This is a genomic window from Pedobacter gandavensis (assembly GCF_032678745.1).
Taxonomy (GTDB): domain Bacteria; phylum Bacteroidota; class Bacteroidia; order Sphingobacteriales; family Sphingobacteriaceae; genus Pedobacter; species Pedobacter gandavensis_C.
The window spans coordinates 158,786-178,987 of the sequence record NZ_JAVTST010000001.1; the positions used below are offsets into that span (position 1 = coordinate 158,786).

At 41.1% G+C, this 20,202-nt stretch carries 11 protein-coding genes; 10 read left to right on the forward strand and 1 reads right to left on the reverse strand.

Annotated features, from left to right (window positions below):
* Nucleotides 1-179: 179 nt before the first annotated feature.
* The gene (locus R2S10_RS00685) at nt 180-1,355 is read right to left on the reverse strand and encodes a GAF domain-containing sensor histidine kinase (protein ID WP_316838499.1); all 1,176 of its coding nucleotides are present in this window, start codon (nt 1,353-1,355) and stop codon (nt 180-182) included.
* A 332-nt stretch (nt 1,356-1,687) separates the two neighbouring features.
* Here R2S10_RS00685 and R2S10_RS00690 point away from each other — a divergent pair, with 332 nt between their 5' ends.
* The 10 genes from R2S10_RS00690 (at nt 1,688) to R2S10_RS00735 (ending at nt 20,193) form a co-directional block, all read left to right on the forward strand.
* Nucleotides 1,688-2,524 carry a DUF6266 family protein gene (locus R2S10_RS00690; RefSeq protein WP_316838500.1) on the forward strand — a complete coding sequence of 279 codons (837 nt, stop codon included), beginning with the start codon at nt 1,688-1,690 and terminating at the stop codon, nt 2,522-2,524.
* Nucleotides 2,525-2,730: 206 nt separating this feature from the next.
* Nucleotides 2,731-3,414 carry an HAD-IA family hydrolase gene (locus tag R2S10_RS00695; RefSeq protein ID WP_316838501.1) on the forward strand — a complete coding sequence of 228 codons (684 nt, stop codon included), beginning with the start codon at nt 2,731-2,733 and terminating at the stop codon, nt 3,412-3,414.
* A 19-nt stretch (nt 3,415-3,433) separates the two neighbouring features.
* On the forward strand, nt 3,434-4,510 hold the full coding sequence (locus tag R2S10_RS00700; RefSeq protein WP_316838502.1) for a zinc-binding dehydrogenase: 1,077 nt from the start codon (nt 3,434-3,436) through the stop codon (nt 4,508-4,510).
* 4 nt (nt 4,511-4,514) lie between these two features.
* Nucleotides 4,515-5,747, forward strand: a complete 1,233-nt coding sequence (locus R2S10_RS00705; protein WP_316838503.1) for an MFS transporter — start codon at nt 4,515-4,517, stop codon at nt 5,745-5,747.
* A 120-nt stretch (nt 5,748-5,867) separates the two neighbouring features.
* Nucleotides 5,868-7,760 carry a glycoside hydrolase family 97 protein gene (locus R2S10_RS00710; RefSeq protein ID WP_316838504.1) on the forward strand — a complete coding sequence of 631 codons (1,893 nt, stop codon included), beginning with the start codon at nt 5,868-5,870 and terminating at the stop codon, nt 7,758-7,760.
* Between the two features lie 153 nt (nt 7,761-7,913).
* Nucleotides 7,914-11,102, forward strand: coding sequence for a GH92 family glycosyl hydrolase (locus R2S10_RS00715; protein WP_316838505.1), 3,189 nt, complete (start codon nt 7,914-7,916; stop codon nt 11,100-11,102).
* 11 nt (nt 11,103-11,113) lie between these two features.
* Nucleotides 11,114-13,267: a glycosyl hydrolase family 95 catalytic domain-containing protein gene (locus R2S10_RS00720; protein WP_316838506.1), complete on the forward strand. Its 2,154-nt coding sequence runs from the start codon at nt 11,114-11,116 to the stop codon at nt 13,265-13,267.
* 116 nt (nt 13,268-13,383) lie between these two features.
* Nucleotides 13,384-17,355: a two-component regulator propeller domain-containing protein gene (locus R2S10_RS00725; protein WP_316838507.1), complete on the forward strand. Its 3,972-nt coding sequence runs from the start codon at nt 13,384-13,386 to the stop codon at nt 17,353-17,355.
* A 200-nt stretch (nt 17,356-17,555) separates the two neighbouring features.
* Nucleotides 17,556-18,917 carry a glycoside hydrolase family 88 protein gene (locus R2S10_RS00730; RefSeq protein WP_316838508.1) on the forward strand — a complete coding sequence of 454 codons (1,362 nt, stop codon included), beginning with the start codon at nt 17,556-17,558 and terminating at the stop codon, nt 18,915-18,917.
* Nucleotides 18,918-18,933: 16 nt separating this feature from the next.
* Nucleotides 18,934-20,193: a DUF2264 domain-containing protein gene (locus tag R2S10_RS00735; protein ID WP_316838509.1), complete on the forward strand. Its 1,260-nt coding sequence runs from the start codon at nt 18,934-18,936 to the stop codon at nt 20,191-20,193.
* The last annotated feature ends 9 nt before the right edge of the window (nt 20,194-20,202 follow it).

Below are 20,202 nucleotides of genomic sequence, written 5' to 3' on the forward strand. Positions count from 1 at the left end.
GGTCACCTAAAGAACGTAAACATCTATTCAGCGGTTCCCAGAGCTTTTTTATCCCTGGGAGATTATAGTTGCGATCTCTTTATTCCCAAACCTTTTGATCTCAACTTTCTGATTGAAAAATTAGAGCTGTTACTCTCAAGAAGAGATAAAAGCAATTTACACGATACAAAACTTGCCATTTAGAGTAAGAGCCTGAAGCAAGTTTCGACCTCATTAGAACTAACCTCCAGTTTCCCCCCATGAGCTTTTGCAATTTCAGCACAAATATATAAGCCCAGTCCTAAACCTTCCGATCCATTTTTTCCTTCTCCTCTTACATAAGGTTGGAATAAATTGGCGATTCGCTCTTCGGGTATTGATGGACCATTGTTAACGACTGAAAGGTTGAAAAAATCAGAGCCACTAATAGCACTTACTTTAACTACCCCATTTACCTCACCATGAGATAAAGCATTGCCAAGCAGGTTGGAAAATAGTTGTGCTATGCGGCTTCCATCGCATTTAACCGGATAGGCTAAATCGGCTTTAAAATCTATCTTCCTATTTGGCGATATTGCCTGAAGTTCCGTAATTACCTCCTGGAGAATTTCAGTTAAAGGTTGATTTTCCTGGATATTTAAAACAATCCCTGAACTTTGATCCGCCCGGGCAAAGTCCAGCACGTTTTCAATAAGTTCTTTCATTCTAAAGGAACTGTTCTTTACAATTTCAGCGAGCCTCCTTGTTTTTTCGTCCAGTGGTTGTCGTAGGATCATTTGTGCACTTGTCGATACTGCGCCTAAAGGATTCCGTAAATCGTGACCTAAAATCGCAATAAACTGTTCCCGTAGTTTTAGCGCTTTGCGCTCTTCCTTTAATTGTAATTCCGCATAATCAATACGGTCAAGACTGTCTAAATGGAAAGAAATGAGTTCACTATACAGTTTGAACATGTCCACAACCTGAGTATCCTTTAACTTTGCAGGTCTGGGGTCTATGGCACATAAAGTACCAAAGAAAGAACCATCTTTACGGTAAATTGGGATAGAAATATAGCTTTGAAACCCATACTGCTTTGGCGTATGGTGATTGATAAACATAGGATCTTCAGCGACATGGTCAATCACCACTTCTTTTCCATTTTGTCGGATTTCATGGCAAATTGTGCTTTCTAAAACTAACTCTCCGCCGGGTACCAGGCCAAAATTGATGTCGTCTTTTACACTGCAAGCCACCCATTTCTGATCGGTTACTCTGGCTACCGCTGCAAAGCCCATCCCTGTAGTTCGACAGATTACCTCTAATATGGTTGGGATCACGGGAATATTCGAGATCGCCTCTATATCTTTTTGTATCTCTATTGAAAGTGTGTCCATTAACATCAGGTTAGTTTTCCTAAAGATATGCCTATTCAAGCAAGAATTAACTCAAATAAGCCCCTCTCTCTAAATTAATACCCACATTAAGCGGATCTGCAAGGTGTCAGCACCTATACAGCACTTTATATGCTGAGTTTTTTAATGGATTTTAACTAGAGGTTGCTAGGGCGATTAGAGGATAGATTGCCTTAGCAACCATGAGGTAATGAGGGATTAAGCTATTAAAAAGTTACTCTAAATAAGAGTGTTAATAGGGTGATGTTATGGTTTATGTCCTTGTTTAATAGTATCTTAGGTTATACCAATTCAGGTACTTTAACCTCTCAAATATGGCAAAATGCAGCGTAGGCCCCTATGGGCATCCTTCCGGGAAAATCGGAAATGTAGTTTTTTATATGCTAAATGGTCAGCCAGTCTGCCGATTAATTGGTAAAGCAGGAAAACCAAGTATTAACCAGAAAGGCAATCGTCAGTCGATGTCTGTGACCATGGAACTGATAAAGCCAATGGCCGATTTTATTGGAGTTAGTTTTAAGTTGGAAGCAGAAGGAAGCCCCAAAAATACGTATAATCTGGCTGTTTCCTACAATAAAAAACATGCTTTAACTGGTCAATATCCTAATATTAAGGTCGATTATTCCAAAATAATCCTTAGTAAGGGGAATCTGGAAATGGCTAAAGATTTAAAGCTGACTAAAGGAGAAGATGGCATTAATTTAAGTTGGAATACAGCTACTGAGCAGTATGGTTACCATGATGACATCATGATGGTCATGATCAGTCACCCGGTAAAAAAAACGGCAAGTAATTTCCTAAATGTGGCTAAACGTAGCGATGGCAGCTGTTTCATTCCCCTATATCATGAATGGATGATGAGCGAGCAAATGGAGGTTTATGTGTGTGTGAGGTCTGCCGATGAAAAATCAATCTCCAATAGTGTTTATGTTGGAAATCTGAATGGGGTACCGGATACTGAATCGGAAATAGCCGAAAAAGCAAATTATCAAGCAATAAAAGCCCGTTTTGACCAGGTAGCCAACGATTATCATGAAAAACGTATGGTTTTAGGGCATGGAGGGATGGAATCCAAGGCTTTCCGGCAAGTCCGAAAAGAATACCAGGTTTTAAAAGAAAAACTCGAACATTTGCCTGGAAAACCCTCTTGATCCGCTAAGAATCATCTTGATTTTAAAGCTTTGTAGCTTGTATTTTGGCAGGCTACAGGGAAGATATTGCCAAAAAATCAGAAGCAATAAGTTAACACAAACTTAATGCAACTGAACATTTGCTTTTTACACTAAAGTTTAGTTTTGCTAAACAATTGTTTACTACTAATGCATGTGCATCGGAATACAATTGAGCAAAATTTGATATGGAACAAAGTAAAATAGCAATGGTGGTTTTCGATATGGCGGGAACTACAGTGAATGAAGATAATCTCGTTTACAAAACCCTAAGAAATGCCATCAACGCTGCTGGCTTCGATTTTAGCCTGGACCAGGTACTTGCCCAAGGCGCAGGTAAAGAAAAAAGACAGGCCATCCGCTCTGTACTTTCTACTTACGGAGGTATTAGTGATGAAGTATTGACCTCAAAGATTTATGATGAGTTTATAGTTGCCCTTAGGGAGGCCTATGCCACAGAAGAAATATTGCCGCAACCCAATGCTACCGCAGTATTTTCCGCACTAAAAGACAGAAACATCCTGACCGTTTTAAACACCGGATATGACCGCGCTACCGCAAGTTCAATCATTGAAAAATTGGGCTGGAAAGAAGGAGTAGAATTCGATGCATTGGTGACCGCTTCCGATGTTCCAGGCAATCGTCCAGAACCGGATATGATTGAGTATGCGATGACACAATTCCATATTATAGACCGCAAAACGGTAGTAAAAGTTGGAGATTCTACCATCGATATTGAAGAAGGACAGAATGCAGGCTGCAGATTCAGTATCGGCATCACAACAGGAGCGCATACTGCTGCTCAACTTCAAACCGCCAATCCGGATCAGATCATCAATAACCTGATAGAGCTGTTGCCAATAATCGATTAATTTTCAAAAGAAAATCAGCATGAACAAAGCTAAATTAATGGTTTTTGAGGGGTATGGTCAGGCCATGTCTTTGCAGGAGCAAAATATCCCCGAGTTAAAATCCGGGGAGATATTAGTTAAAAATCTATATACCTCGATTTGTGGAAGCGATCTGCATACTTATTGTGGCTTGCGTCAGGAAAAGGTACCTACCGTTTTAGGCCATGAGATAGTGGGGGAGATCCTCGCATTTTCAAATGATCACCCTCAAACGGACCACCTGGGGAATCAATTGAGTTTGGGCGACCACGTCAGCTGGAGTATTTTTTCTTCTGATCCGGACTCTGTAATGTCCAAAGCAGGAATGCCGCAAAAAGGAACCGGACTTTTCAAATATGGACATGCTCAGGTGACAGAAGATGATGCACTTCATGGTGGATTGTCTACGCATTGCGTGTTGAAACCAGGGACTGCCATCCTTGGAATTTCAAAAGAGATTCCATTGCCTGTTGCTGCGATCATCAACTGTGCAGTAGCCACAGTTGCGGGCGCAGTCAGACTAGCTGGCGAAGTCAAAGAAAAAACAATTCTCATCACCGGTGCCGGATTATTGGGAATGGTTTGCGCAGCAATGTGTAAAGATGCTGGAGCAAAATTTATCCATGTGGCAGATATTAATGCCGAACGTTTGGAACAAGCGCTCGATTTTGGTGCTAACGAAAGCCATTTGCTCCTGGATACATCGGTTAAATTGCCAGAAGGAATTGATGTAGCATTCGATATGAGCGGTTCTGCTGATGCAATGGAGAATAGTTTAAATACACTTGCCATAGGAGGAACAGCAGTATGGATCGGTGCGGTATTTAATACCAGAAAGGTACAGCTGGACGCAGAATCTATTGTCCGCAGACTGGTTACCATCAAAGGCCTGCACAATTACAATTTTGAAGACTTTGTGTATGCGGTAGAATTTATCCATAAAAATCATCAGGTATTCCCTTTCGAAAAGGTCGTATCCAAAGAGTTTAGTCTTCTAGAGACCAATGCCGCATTCGAGTATGCCGTAAAACATAAACCACTACGGGTGGGAATTCATTTAAACCAGGAAAGCAAATAGCGTCATGGATAAGAAATTTAGGGCACAGCAATGGAAAATGCTGCTGATTACCATGTTCTGTTATCTGTTTTTTTATACCGGTAGGCATAACTTTGGCTGGGCGGCAAAGGGGATGGCGGCCGATTTAAACATCCCTTTTTCGACAATTGGCTGGATAAGTTTTTCAATGCTGATAGGTTATTCTATTGGCCAGCTGATCAATGGAAATCTGGCCGATAGGTTTAGTGCAAGGCTGATGGTAACGCTTGGTGCATATTTGTCTATTCTAACAAATATTGCCATCAGTTTCTCTGATAATGCAACGGTCATCATGCTGCTTTGGGCAGCCAACGGTTATTTTCAATCGATGGCCTGGGCTCCAGGGGCTAAACTGATCAACAATTGGTGGAATGAAAGAGAACGTGGTAAAGCCTTTGGATTCTATACTATGGCCGCAGGATTGTCTTCTATGGTGACTTATCTGCTCTCTATCGTTTTGTTACAACAAGGCTATGAATGGCAAATGCTCTTTAGATTACCTGTGTTGTTGTTGCTGATTTCTGCCACTGCTTTTCTAATTATTGCCAGAGATAAGCCAGCTATAAAAATAGATGCTGAGACTCCAATAGTGCCCAAGGTGAATTGGATCGCACAGTACCGAATGGTGTTGAAAAACAGAAAATTTATGGTGGCTTCTCTTGGATTTGGATTCGAAAGTATGGCGCGTTACGGGCTGATTTTCTGGGTTCCTGTGCATTACCTGGGGAACAACTGGAAGGACAATCCTGGGAATTTATGGGTTACATTCCTGTTGCCGGTAGGCATGGCCGCAGGTGCCCTCACTTTTGGAATGCTGTCCGACAGTCTATTTAAAAAAGATAGGATAAAGGCGATTGCTTTTGGGATGACAGTTAGTGCGGTGATCTCGGTGCTGATCTATATTTCGCCTCCTCATAACCTCTTGCTGGGTGGTCTCCTGATGTTTCTGGCTGGATTTTTTGTCTATGGTCCTCAGGCTTGTTTCTGGCCCTTAAGTCCGGATTTACTGGGAAGTAACCTTACCGGAACAGGAATAGGTTTTATGAATATGACCGGTTATATGTTTGCTGCTTTTGGTGAACCATTACTCGGCTATGCCATTGATGTGACCGGAAATACCAATAGCATCTTTTTTGTGATTGCAATCTTATGCCTACTGTCTGCGCTAAGTGTAAGTGGGGTAAAGTTTATGCCTAAAACTCAGCTGAGCGCGGCATAAGATGTCGCAGTAATTTTGTCCATCCTTTTAATTTAATAGTCTATTCTTTTTTACTAAAAAGTCCTTTACATTCAGCTTTTTAGTAAAATTGATTTTCATTTGATTAATTAAGGAATAGATATGAATAAGATGCTTTTGGTGCTGTGTTTAATAGGAAGTACACTAATTACTCAGGCGAAAGATATTAAAATTTTGAGCCCGGATAAAAAGATAGCATTGACCATTTACACAAGTTCTAAAAATGAGCAGAGATTAAGTTATTCTATTGCTTATAAAGGCAGTCCGGTGATTGCAAACTCCCCATTAGGACTTGAATTTGAGCATGAAAAACCATTGGCTACCGATCTTTCGATAGTTTCTGTTAAAGAGAAAAACAAGAAGGAAAACTGGAAACCTGTTTATGGCGAGAAAGACAGTTATCTGGACCATTACAAGGAGTTGACCATTCAATTTAAAGAGGAGAAAATGCCATATCGGGTGTTTTCTATCACCAGCAGAGTGTACAACGAAGGTGTAGCTTTTAAGTACAACATATTGACCGATAAATCGCTTACTGTAACCAGAGAACTCACAGGATTTAAATTTGCAGCAGATTACCCATCCTGGATTGCAGGGGCTGCACAGTCTAAATATACAAAGGCCAGTATCAGTAAAACCCGGAAGGGAACTGAGCGTCCATATGTGATCGAAATGGATCAAAACCGTTTCATAGCATTAGGAGAAGCGGCTTTAGTAGATCATGCAAGGATGAAATTCAGTCGCGATTCAAAAGATAGTTTAATGCTGGTTACAGAACTTGATGGGAAATCAGTTTATGATAGGGATTTTTCAACGCCATGGCGTTATGTAATGATTGCAGAATCTGCGGGAAAATTGCTCGAAAACAATCATTTTATTCTGAATTTAAATGAAGCCAATGCGATCAAAGATAACTCCTGGATAAAGCCGGGGAAAGTGATTCGTGAGGTCACATTAACTACAACAGGAGGGAAAGCCTGTATCGATTTTGCAGCGAAGCATAACTTACAATATGTAGAATTTGATGCAGGTTGGTATGGTCACGAATATGACGATGCAGCCAGCGCATTGGCGGTAAATGTAGACCCTTCTAGGTCTCCGGGGCCATTGGCATTACAGGAAGTGATCAATTACGGAAAAAGCAAAGGAGTAGGCATATTACTTTATGTGAACCAACGTGCTTTGTCGAAAGAGCTGGATACCCTATTGCCATTGTTTAAGTCATGGGGCGTAAAAGGAATGAAATATGGTTTTGTAAATGTGGGTTCTCAAAAGAATACCTCCTGGTTACATGAAGCTGTTCGGAAAGCTGCGGATCAGCAATTGATGGTGGATATCCATGATGAATACCGGCCTACAGGCTATTCCAGAACTTATCCAAATTTATTAACGCAGGAAGGCATTCGTGGTGAAGAAGAAAGCCCGGATAACCATCAGGTATTAATTACCATGTTTACCAGAATGATTGCTGGTGCCGGCGACTTTACCAATTGCTATTTTGTACCAAGAGTTACCGAAATGGGATCTCATGCCTCCCAAATGGCAAAAGCGATCTGTATTTATAGTCCATGGCAATTTGTGTATTGGTACGATAGGCCATCAGGTTCTCCAATAAAAAAAGGTGGAGCCGGATCTGCCGCTTCAGTGATTGAAGAGCTTCCGGATCTTGGTTTTTATGATGCCTTACCAACTGTCTGGAATGATACCAAAATAATCAATGGAAAAATCGGAGAATATGGAACGATTGCGCGTAGAAGTGGTGATAATTGGTTCGTAGGTACATTAACAGATCAGCCGATCAACTTTAACCTTGCACTTAATTTCCTGGACAAAAAGAAGCAATACGAGGCTACCGTTTATGCGGATGATACTTCATTAGTCAGCGCAACAAAGCTTGGAATCAAACGTATAAAAGTAGATGCTTCGACTGTTCTGGATATACAACTTTTGAAAAAAAATGGACAAGCCATGATCATCAGGCCATTAAATCACTAAATCCTCGGATAGTCCATCTGATAAGCTAATTGTCTATTGTTCCAATAGGATCAGGAAAGTATTTTTACTGCGGTTAATAATAGTGCTAAAGAGTTGGAGACAACTCTTTTTCTTTTATATAGGAATTTTTTTTTGAACCATAGATTAAAGTAAATGAGTTGGGATATCAAAAAGTGGGTGGTTTTATTGTGCTTTTCATTAAGTACATACTCAACTTTCAGTCAGTCTAAAATCTTATGGAAAATAGGCAATAAAGACCATACCGCTAATGAATTTGCATTGGCTTCAAACAGTCGTTATACCGCGTTTATCCAGAATTTCGGAGGCGAAAATTTAACCTATTCTATTGGCTATTCACAGCCGGAAAAACATTGGTCTTATGTCTTGCCTGGAGCTTTAGACAGCTGGGCAGGAGGAGGCTATTGGGCTGGTTATTATCCCCGGCATTTCCCTGGGATCTTCTTTCAGCTGAATAAAGGAAAATCTATATCCGGCTATCAACTGGTCCTGAATTTTGCTGATGTCAACAGTAAAGCAGGTACCGTTCTTATGGTAGATATCAATGGGCATAAGCAGGAATATCCACTTAAACCGGGTTCTGGTAATGGAATCAAGGGAGATTATAGTTCAGCGAAAAGCCAAAGTATAAGAATTCCTGTTGCAGCTTCCTGGATCAGGGAAGGAATGAATAAGATTCAATTGGCGAACGTAAAAGGCTCATGGGCGGTGTTCGATAACCTTGAATTTTATGCCGATCAAAGCCAAACTATTGCTAAAGCAAGCAGCTCGTTAATTGTCTCAGCAGATCCGGCAACATTTGAAATCAAGGAGGAAGGTAAAAGAATTCAACCTTTGCTGATTGATATTCATCAGATTGATCATGACCAGGAGCTAAAGATCATCATCGATGGGCTGCTGGTTAGGAAGAAATTAGTAGAAACCGGTCACAGCATTTTGGAAATCCCCATGTCGGCGGTAAACAAGGATAAAGTTTCAATACTGAAGGTAGTGTCAAATGATCAGGTGATTTATTCCGGGAAGATAAAACGCGCTAAACAGCATTTACATCGTCCATCAGATGATGTAGATTTATTGATGGGCACGGGTAATTCGCGCTGGATGTTTAAGCCAGGGCCTTCCTTGCCTTTCAGCATGGTGCAAATTGCGCCCGACAATCAGGATGAAATATGGAAGGCGGGATATGAATATACGGTCGATAATATAATGGGATTCAGTCACTTTTCAGACTGGACGATGTCTGGCTTACTATTAATGCCAACCTCCGGCCCCTTATTGGTAAATCCAGGAACAGAGGAGGATCCTGATTCTGGTTACCGCTCTAGAATCGATAAAAAGACAGAGTCAGCTAAAGTGGGGAAATACAGCGTATTCATGACGGATACTAAGATTAAAGCAGAGATTTCAGCAACCAGACATGCCGCAATTCAACGGTACACCTTTCCAAAGCTGGATACTGCCCGCATTTTAATAGACTTATTTACACCTGCCGAATACCCCCAGAATTTAGTAAACACGGTGGTAACAAAACAGACCAATCAAAGGATTGAAGGTCATGCCACCTATTATAATGCTTTCACAGGCTATTCTTTGCAGCAGCAGTATACCCTCTATTTTGTGTTGGAATTTGATAAGCCTTTTGAAAGTATGGGCGGATGGGTAAACGAAGGGGTAGCACCTGTTACTGGCTATATCAACGGATGGAATAGAAAACATGAGTTTAATACCAAGCCTGTAATTAGCCACAATATCACCAGCATTACCGGTAAAGGAGATGCAGGTGTGTTTCTAAATTTTAAAACAAAAGCAGGGGAACAAATTCAGCTGCGTTCCGGAGTGTCTTTAGTAGATATGGCAGGTGCAAGAAATAACCTCCATACAGAGCTGAGTACGCCTTTTGGATGGAACTTTGAAAAAGTAGTAGAGAATGCAAGAAATATCTGGGATGAGTATCTGGGTAGAATTGAGATTGAAACCGATGACCGCCTGCAAAAGAAAAAATTCTATACCAATTTGTATCGGGCCATTGGGGCAAAAGTAATCTGGACTGATGTTGATGGCAGGTATGTAGACGAAAATGAGGAAATTAAAAAGCTGGAACATCCGGCTGATGTGATTGTGAGTGGTGAATATTGGAATACCTTCTGGAACAATCAGCAGCTCTTTAACCTGGTGGCTCCGGAGATGTCTTCTAAATGGGCACGTTCCGCGATTTCCCTTTATAAAAATAGTGGTTGGTTCAATACCGATCCGGCAGGTGTTGAGCATACTGGCGTTATGGTAGCGATGCATTTAGCCTCCCAGATCCAAAGTGCCTGGCAGAGTGGCATCAGAGATTTTGATCTGGACCTTGCCTATACCGGCTTAAAGAAAATGTTAACGACAGCTCCTGAAAAATATAAAGGCGGTGGTACTGTTGGGGTAGAGGACATTATTCCTTATATGAAGTATGGATATATTCCTGCCGGAATGGGCGAAGTATCAAACACCATGGAATACGCCTTTGACGACTGGACCTTATCCCAAATGGCTTTAAGCTTAAATAGAACAGATGATTATCAGTATTTCCTGAAAAGGTCTGAAAGCTGGAAAAATCTGATGGATTCAGAAACCGGATTCATCAGACCAAAAGATAAAGAAGGCAAATGGATTAACCCATTTGACCCTTTTCATACCCCAGGATTTGTAGAAGGAAATGCCTTTAATTATACCTGGTTTGTCCCTCATGATCCAGGCTCGCTGATCTCCATGATGGGTAAAGATAGATTTGTAGAGCGATTGAATGGCGCAATGGAAAAATCTGCGGTAGCCAATTTTAATGCTGCGGGAGATAATTTCGAACTGTTCCCAGTCAACCATGGCAACCAGCCAACGATGCAGGTATCTTACCTGTTTAACTGGGCTAAAGCACCCTGGTTAACTCAGAAATGGGCAAGGGCAATACAAGAGCAATATTATGGAACCACAGCATATGATGCCTATCTGGGCGACGAAGATTTAGGCCAAATGAGCAGCTGGTTCATCATGTCGGCATTGGGTCTTTTTCAAATGGACGGAGGAACCGCAATCAAGCCCGCTTATGAACTCGGTAGTCCAAGATATCCTAAAGCAACAATTAAATTAAATCATCAGTATAACAGAGGGGCTGAATTTATTATTGAAGCAAAGAACGCCTCAAAAAATAATAAATATATACAATCCGCAACCTTGAATGGGAAGCCGATCCAGAGTTTTAGAATTCCTCAATCAACAGTATTAAAAGGAGGGAGATTAGTGTTGACGATGGCTGCTGAACCGAATAAACAATGGGGCTTAAACCCTTAAATCAATTGAATATGAAGACGCTATCCGTAGTTATTTTTGCGCAATTTTTAACTTTTGCTGTTTTTGCGCAATCACCTGCCTACAAAAATACCTGGCTCAAAGCACCCGCCAGAACTCCTTCAGATGTGGCTATAGATGCACCATTGATGGGGAATGGTGACCTGACAATGAGTATGGGCTACAAAGGAAATCGTTTGTCTTTTTACCTGGCTAAGAATGATTTTTGGCGTTTGCGTTCTAAAGCAGATGGCTTATCAGGGCCGCGTCTTGCCGGAGTATTGAACTTAAATATTGAGGGTTTTGAAGAGGCGGATTTTAGGGCAGAACAATTGCTGAGTAATGGAACTACTACTTGTCTCCTCAAAAAGGGAGATCAGCAATTAAGGATTAAATCCTGGGTGTCGGCTACAAACAACCTGATATTTATAGAATTAAAAGCGGTAAACAAAGCAGTAAAGATTTCGGTGGGATTGACTGCAGCCGAAAACAGTATGGCCAAACTAAAGACCGGGAGATCCGGAGAAATTGATTGGTTATCACGCGCTTTTGTGGATAGTGTAGACATTGCAACCACAGTTGCCATTGCGTTAAAAACAGAGAACAGCAGTAGTAGCAGAACGATGATACTCAGCCCGGAGAAACCAATAAGAATGGTGATGGCGGTACAGAGTAATTTCAAAAGTAAGGATCCACTAAAATCTGTAAGGAATCAAATCAAAACGCTCAATGCGACGTCGGTTGTCAATATTGAAGCAAAGCACAACAACTGGTGGAAGGAATATTGGGATAAATCTTCGATAAGCCTGCAGGATACGGTATTGATGAAGGCTTATTATCAGGGCCTGTATACCATGGCAGCATGTAGTAGAGATCAGAAATTCCCACCGGGAATATTTGGCTGGACCAGCACAGATTCCCCAAACTGGAATGGGGATTATCATTTGAATTATAATTTTCAGGCTCCTTTTTACGGTCTGGTTTCGGCCAATCGTTTACAACAGGCGAAGCCACATGATGCCCCCTTACTGGATTTTATGCCTAGAGGGGAATGGTATGCAAAAAATGTGAACGATAGCCGCGGAATCCTGTACCCTGTAGGCATTGGCCCATTGGGGATTGAGGTAACAAAAGATTTCAGTCAGCATATGAACGGGCAAGATGTGGAAAAGGGTGGTTTGTTCTTCGGACAGCGTTCAAATGCTGCGTATGGCTTATTGAATATGGCCCAGTATTGGCGCAGTACTTATGACGAGGATTATGGGAAGAAAATCTATCCTTACGCAATCGGAGTGGTTAACTTCTGGGAAGATTATCTGAAGTTCGAGAATGGTAGATATGTGATTTACGGTGATGCCATTCATGAAGGTTCAGGGAAAGATAAGAATCCGGTTTTATCTATCGGACTGATCCGTAATGCCTTTAATCTGATGCTTGATTTAAGCAACTCCTTAAATCGTGATGCCGCCAGAAAGGAGAAATGGCAGCATATTTTGGATCACCTCAGTGACTTTTCAACGCAAAGGAGAGAGGGAAAAAAGGTGTTCCGTTATACAGAAGCAGGGATAGATTGGTGGCCGGGTAATGGTTTGGGAATCCAGCAAATTTATCCTGCCAGTGTCATCACCCTGGATAGTAAAGCAGAAGAATTACTGGTTTCAAGAAATACCATAGAGGCCATGCAAAGATGGCATGACTCAAACACGAGTAATAGCTTTTTTATGGCTGCTATCCGTGTAGGATATGATCCAGCAGTCATTAGTCGGGAGCTGCATAAATATGCTTTAAAAACTTACCCTAATGGCTTCCAGTTAAATAATCCTCATGGTATTGAAAACAGCTGCACAGTACAAAATGCATTGAATGAAATGTTGTGTATGAGTGCCGGAAATGTAATCCGCTTATTCAATATCCCAAAAGGTCAAAATGCAAGCTTCAAAAATATTCGTACCTGGGGCGCATTTCTAGTTTCTGCACGTTTGGAAAATGGGCTGATTTCTGAAGTTAAAATTAATAGCGAGAAGGGGAAACCTTGTACACTGATTAACCCATGGCCAGATCAACAGGTGATCCTCATCAGAAATGGGAAAAAAGCAGAAACACTATCAGGAAACAGGCTGTCATTTAATACCAGCAAAGAGGAGAATATTGAATTGAAAACACGTTAGTTTTAGGCGGAAATGGTTATAATGATTATTGGATTGCCATCCTGAGCTGTAAAGATCCCACAATAGGGGCTAGTATAACTTTGAAATATTAAACCTTTTTACTGACTTTTGAACCGATGTATGAATTTTTAAAATCAGCAAATTGCCGCATTGTCCTGATGTTATTATTATGGCTTTGTACGTTCAGTGCGAATGGGCAAAAGTTGAATTTTGAACACTTAACAGTGAAAGATGGGCTTTCTCACAATTCGGTTCTTGACATTACTCAGGACAACTTCGGATTTATGTGGTTTGCTACCGGCTATGGCTTAAACCGCTATGATGGCAGCCGGTTTAATTTGTATAAAAAGAAATCAGCTGATACCACATCCATCAGTGACAATTACATCAATACCCTATATGTAGACCGTCAACAAAAGCTCTGGGTAGGTACCGCTGTCGGCCTAAATACCTATGAACCGAGGACTGATCATTTTAAACGCATTCAGCTGATCTCTAAAAAGGAGGCCAGGCAGCCCGATGTTTCCTGTATCTATGAAGACAAAAAAGCAAACCTTTGGATAGGTACTAAAAATGGGCTTTTTGTAAGGCGCTCTGGGACATCTGATTTTCTAAGGGCCAATCAATTAGGACTGGAGCCAGGTTTAGCCAATGCGGAGGTGCTATGTGTATATGAGGATCAGCAGGGGTATTTGTGGATAGGGACAGGGAAGGGGCTGATCAAAAGCCGCTTTAACCAGGTTTTTTCTAAAGTAGAAACCTATGTTCATAATGCTGCATTGCCAGGGAGTATCAGCGATAGTCCGGTGAAATCTATTCTTGAAGATCGGGATGGAAATATCTGGATGGCTACGGAGAGTCGAGGACTCAATTTATTGAATCGGGAAAACAGTTCCTTTGTACATTATGAACAGCAAAATGGAAATTTAAATACGCTGATTCATAATTCAATAAGGAAGATGATTCCTGATGGTAATGGCAATTTTCTGATAGGTACCCAGGGTGGTCTAAGTGTTTTTAATCCCCTTAAGAGAAATTTCAGCGCTTATCAGAATCAGGTGGACGAGCCTGGAAGCTTAAACCAGAACTCTATATACAGCCTTTATAAAGATAAAAGTGATGACATCTGGATCGGCACTTATTTTGGTGGGATAAATCTCTCTTATGGAACAAAAACACCGTTTAAAACCATAAGGCATAAAGAAAATAATTCAGGGATCAACGATAACGTAGTGAGGTCCATCGTACATGATAAAAAAGGAGATTTGTGGATTGGAACAGAAGGTGGAGGCTTAAATCATTTTAACCAACAAACCAAAAAGTTCAGTTATTACGTAAATAACCCAAAAGACCCGGAGTCCTTAACCTCTAATTTTGCCAAAACCGTTTACATCGATAAAAGTGACCATATCTGGGTGGGTACCAGTGGCGGAGGATTGAATTTATTCGATCCGGCAACGGGGAAGTTTAAGCATTTTCTTTCTGGGAACAGTGTTTTTGAATCCAAGCGCCTGGCTGTTTTAACGATGTTGGAAGATACTCAGGGAAGGTTCTGGATCGGCGGATTAGGGATTAATGGTCTTTATCAGCGTAAAGGAACCCAGCTTATTCCTGTGAAAAGTAATCCTCTGCTGGAGAAGGTAAAAGATAAGCTGATCCAGATGTTTATTGAAGATAAGAAAGGTAATATCTGGGCGCTAACCCGTACAGAGATCTATTGTCTGAGTAAAAACAATAAACAGATCACAAACTTAAGCATTCAGCATAAGAACGACAGTTCGATTTGGTTTAACTGCCTGACGGAAGATTATAAAGGAAATATTTGGATTGGGCTTTACCATGGGGGCGTATATTGCTATAGTCCCGAGAAAAAGCGCGTAATACGAAAATACAACACCAAAGATGGCCTCTGCAATGACAATGTACTGGGGATTCTGGAGGATGAATTCCAGGACTTATGGCTGAGTACAGCGAATGGTTTATCCAGGCTAAATCCAGAAAAGCATACTTTCCAAAACTATACCGTTTCGGATGGTCTGGCAGATAATGAGTTTAATTTTGCTGCAGTTTATAAGTCGCAAAACGATGAACTGTACTTCGGTAGTATGAATGGTTTAACCTATTTCTCTCCTGCAGAAATCAAAAGAAATAATCACCAGTCGGCAATGGTATTTACTGGTTTGAAACTAGGCAACGAGGAGGTCGTACCTGACGAATATCAAGAACTATTGTCCGCCAATATTGTGTTTAAGCCCCAGCTTATTTTTAGTAATGCCCAAAATATTTTTACCCTGGAATTCGCTTTGTTGAATTTCATTAAATCGGATAAAAACAAATATGCCTATAAATTAGAGGGCATCAATAAGGAATGGAATGAAACAGTTTTACCAGAAGTAACGTATGCCAATCTGCCAGCTGGAAATTATGTTTTTAGCGTAAAAGGAGCCAATAATGATGGTCTCTGGAGCAAGGTAGAAAACATCCGCATCCGTATTCTACCCCCGTTTTATAAGAGCTGGTGGGCATACCTGATTTATTCCATACTGATTGCAGTGGTTGTTTTTCTTATTGTCCGTTTCTTTTATCTGCAACAGCTCTTAAAAAGGGAAGAAGAACTACATCAGCTCAAACTTAATTTTTTTACCAATATTTCCCACGAAATCAGATCTCATCTTTCTTTGATCATGATCCCTCTTGAAAGAGTGATTGACGAGAGTAAACCCTACGATTTCATTCATAAACAGCTCAATGGCATTAAAAATAATGCGGACCGTTTGTTGGGACTGGTTACGGAATTAATGGATTTCAGAAAGGCAGAGTCTCAAACCTTAAAACTTCAGCTTAAGGAAAATGATTTGGTTCGCTTTCTGAGCAGCATCTACGATTCCTTTAAAGAGATTTGTAAAAAGAAGCAATTAGACTTTTCATTTGTTCATCCCGAAGGGCCGATTTTAGTTCAGTTCGATAAGGACCAGCTGGAAAAGGTTATTTTTAACCTGCTTTCCAACGCCTATAAGTTTACACCCGAAGGAGGGAAAATTACTCTTGAGCTAAGCCTTCAGAAGGATGAAGTACTGATTACAGTATCCGATACCGGAAAGGGAATCTCTCCCATATATTTTGATAAACTGTTTAGCAATTACTTTCAGGTGGATGATGCCCAGCAAAATACTGGATATGGGATTGGCCTGGCACTAAGTAAGCACATCATTGAGCTGCATCAGGGTAAGATTGAGCTGAGCAGCAAAGTCGGATTCACGCAGTTTAAAGTCAGCCTACCTTTGCAAGGTGCTTTGGCTTTAAAAGAGGGAACTGAGCTGGAACCCCAGTCGGATAAAGCTTTTACGATATTAATTGTAGAGGACAATGAGGAGCTAAGGGCCTTGATCAAGGATTTACTGGAGCCAGAATACCATGTTTTGGAAAGCACAGATGGCTTACAGGCTTTGCAACTTGCAAAGATCGAAATCCCTGATTTGATCATTACTGATGTAATGATGCCAAATATGAATGGTTTTGAACTCTGCCAGGAAATTAAGTCAGATGAGCAGACGAGCCATATCCCTGTTATCCTGCTGACCGCTAAGGATAGCCAGTCTGATCAGATCAGTGGTTTAAGTAAAGGCGCCGATGTATACCTGAGCAAGCCATTTAGTATAAAGATTTTACTGTTAAACGTTAGGAATATTCTCCAATCAAGAGAGGTCATCAGTAGTAAGTACAGACAGCAATTCATCTTTTCGCCCAGTAATATTTTACTCGATACGATGGATGAACAGTTTCTTTCCAGACTGATTGCCATCATAGAAGAGGGAATGGAAAACAAAGAATTTGGAGTGGATCTTTTGTCAAACAAAATGGCGATGAGTCAGTCCGTACTTTATAAAAAGGTAAAAGCACTAACAGATATGACAGTCAATGATTTTTCCAAAAGTATCCGTTTAAAAAAAGCAGCCCAATTGCTCAAAGAGTCTGGCTATAATGTTTCTGAGATTTCAAGCCTGGTAGGTTTTCTCGATGCCCGCTACTTTTCTAAAGAGTTTAAGAAACAATTTGGTCGGACACCACGCGATTATTTAAACTCCTAAAAACAGTATGTTCTTTTTTCGCTCAATGGAAGGGATAGGTCCTCTGAGCAGTTAAATAGGTAAAACAGGGAATATTCCCACAAATTAAACGGTATTGTCGACATGATGTTTTGTGGTTTAGACTCAAATTTACTTTTATCAAGAAGGTAAATAAAACTCATACCGAATAAATAAAACACAAGACCTAAACCACCAATTAAATGCGGAAATCAGTATTCCTAATCCCCTTAACCCTTTTCCTTTTTGGGAAGAGTAATGCGCAACAAAAACAACAACGATCAGCAAGTAGTATCATTAGTCAAATGAAAAATGTTGCCGATTGGCAATGGACAAGTTTAGAAACAGAGGGCTGGAAAAATCCTAAAAAAGATTGGACCAGTGGAGCAATGTATACCGGGATGATGGCATGGAGTCAACTTGCCGATACCAATCTTTATTACCAAAAATTGATTCAGGTTGCTGAAGATAACAAATGGAAAACAGGGGGCTATCGTTTCTTTGCGGATGATTACTGTGTGGGACAAACCTATGCCCAGCTATACAATATTTATAAAACCCCGGTCTTTATTGAAGACCTTAAAAATCTTGGTGATTCACTGGTGAAATTACCCCATACAGAATCACTGGAATGGAAAAACGGTATTTACACCAGAGAATGGGCTTGGTGTGATGCGCTGTTCATGGGGCCACCTGCCTTGGCATACCTTAGCGAAGCTACTGGAGATCCAAAATACATCAACAAAGCATCCGAGCTATGGTGGAAATCAACCGCATACCTGTTTGATAAAGAGGAACACTTATTTTATAGAGATAGCCGCTATTTTAATAAGAAAGAAAAGAACGGAGCCAAAGTGTTTTGGAGTCGCGGAAACGGATGGGTAATCGCAGGACTGGCAAGGGTATTGTCGGTAATGCCTGAAAATCATCCGGACAGAAAACGCGCTGTTGATTTATTTATTAAAATGTCTGAGAAGCTTGCAAAATTGCAACAAGCAGATGGAACATGGCATGCCAGCTTACTGGATCCGGAAAGCTACCCTTCAAAAGAAACAAGTGGTACAGGATTTATCTGTTATGCAATGACCTGGGGGGTAAATAACGGCTTGATTTCTTATAAAAAATATGAACCTGTAATTTCTAAAGCATGGGAAGCATTGAGTACTTCGGTTCATCCCAATGGTAAACTCGGCTTTGTACAGCCACAAGGTGCAGCACCGGATAAAGTAGGCTATGAGGATACTGATGTTTTTGGCGTAGGCGCCTTTCTTTTGGCAGGAACGGAAATGTTCCGCCTGGAGTTGAAGCATAACAAAAATATCCTTGTTGCAGAGGCACATAATCGTTCTTCCAGCAACAATACTCAAACCATCCTCATCCCTTGGAACCGTATTGTAAAAACAATCAAAATAAAAGACCCTAAACAATTGCTGGCAAAGAATGCCGCAACAGCGGAAATTGTGCCCTTAAATGTTAATTACAAGGGTAAAAAAATAACTGAAGTATCCATTACTACCAACCTTAGCGGCGGTGCCAGCAAGTTTTTTGAAATCAGCACTAAATAAATTGATAAGACCAGCTATGAAAACTTTTAAATATACCGTGTTAATTGGGCTAATATGTTTAACAATAACTTCGGTTGCCAATGCCCAGACAGGAAAGAAACAGAAAATTAAAACAGCCACAACAGGCGCCGAGGATCGTTTGTATTGGGCAAATTTGCTATATAAAATGGCCTCACCTGTCATCTTAAATCTTGCCAATAGCACATTAAAACAGCAGATGCCTGTGGAAGTCCCTCCGGGACAAAAGACGGATTTCTTTAAGAAGGTTACCTATCTGGAAGCCGTTGGGCGCACAATGGCAGGAGTAGCCCCCTGGTTGGCTTTACCTGACGACGAGACTAAAGAAGGTCAGCTGCGTAAGAAATTGCGTACAGCGCTCTTAAAAGGGATCGCAAATGCCGTAGATCCGGCAAATCCGGATTATCTGAATTTTAGAACAGAAAGTCAGCCCATCGTGGATGCAGCTTATATGGCTCAGGCATTTCTAAGAGCCCCAAAAGCATTGTGGGAGCCATTAGATGCAGTAACCAAAGCAAGGATTGCGGAAGAGTTTAAAACTTTACGCACGCGCACCGGAGCCTACAACAACTGGCTGCTCTTTGCAGGAATCAATGAAGCCTTCTTAATGTCGATTGGCGAACAAGCAGATCCGGCCCGTTTAGAGATCGCTAAAAAGAAAATTCTCGAATGGTATCAGGGAGATGGTTGGTACAGTGATGGCCCTAGCCTGAGCATAGATTATTACAATTCTTATGTGATCCACCCGATGCTGGTTGATTTTTTTAAAGTCTTATCAGACAAGAAAAGAATTCAGCCAGAAATGTACAATACGGCTGTGAAACGTATGGTGAGATATTCTGAATTTTCAGAACGGATCATTGCTCCTGATGGCAGTTATCCGGCAATGGGAAGGTCTGTAACTTACCGTACGGCCGCTTTTCAGGCATTGGCTCAAGTGGCATTGATGGAAAAATTACCTTCAGAGATCAGCCCTGCACAGGTGAGATCCGGCCTTACCGCAGTCATGCACCGGATGTATGACCAATGCGACAACTTCGATAAAGCAGGTTGGCTCGTACTGGGCTTCTGTGGCGCTCAACCGGGCATTGCCGATGGATATACCTCCACAGGTAGCTTGTATATGGCAACACTTGGGTTTTTGCCGCTGGGATTGCCTGCCGATAATGTTTTTTGGACAGATCCTGCCGCAGACTGGACCGCTAAAAAGGCCTGGAGCGGACAGCCATTTAAGAAAGATTATCACGTAGAATACTAATAACTATAT

Coding starts and splice junctions, on each gene's coding strand:
- R2S10_RS00685 (WP_316838499.1), bottom strand. CDS start 1,355: ATGGACACACTTTCAATAGAGATACAAAAAGATATAGAGGCGATCTCG.
- R2S10_RS00690 (WP_316838500.1), top strand. CDS start 1,688: ATGGCAAAATGCAGCGTAGGCCCCTATGGGCATCCTTCCGGGAAAATC.
- R2S10_RS00695 (WP_316838501.1), top strand. CDS start 2,731: ATGGAACAAAGTAAAATAGCAATGGTGGTTTTCGATATGGCGGGAACT.
- R2S10_RS00700 (WP_316838502.1), top strand. CDS start 3,434: ATGAACAAAGCTAAATTAATGGTTTTTGAGGGGTATGGTCAGGCCATG.
- R2S10_RS00705 (WP_316838503.1), top strand. CDS start 4,515: ATGGATAAGAAATTTAGGGCACAGCAATGGAAAATGCTGCTGATTACC.
- R2S10_RS00710 (WP_316838504.1), top strand. CDS start 5,868: ATGAATAAGATGCTTTTGGTGCTGTGTTTAATAGGAAGTACACTAATT.
- R2S10_RS00715 (WP_316838505.1), top strand. CDS start 7,914: ATGAGTTGGGATATCAAAAAGTGGGTGGTTTTATTGTGCTTTTCATTA.
- R2S10_RS00720 (WP_316838506.1), top strand. CDS start 11,114: ATGAAGACGCTATCCGTAGTTATTTTTGCGCAATTTTTAACTTTTGCT.
- R2S10_RS00725 (WP_316838507.1), top strand. CDS start 13,384: ATGTATGAATTTTTAAAATCAGCAAATTGCCGCATTGTCCTGATGTTA.
- R2S10_RS00730 (WP_316838508.1), top strand. CDS start 17,556: ATGCGGAAATCAGTATTCCTAATCCCCTTAACCCTTTTCCTTTTTGGG.
- R2S10_RS00735 (WP_316838509.1), top strand. CDS start 18,934: ATGAAAACTTTTAAATATACCGTGTTAATTGGGCTAATATGTTTAACA.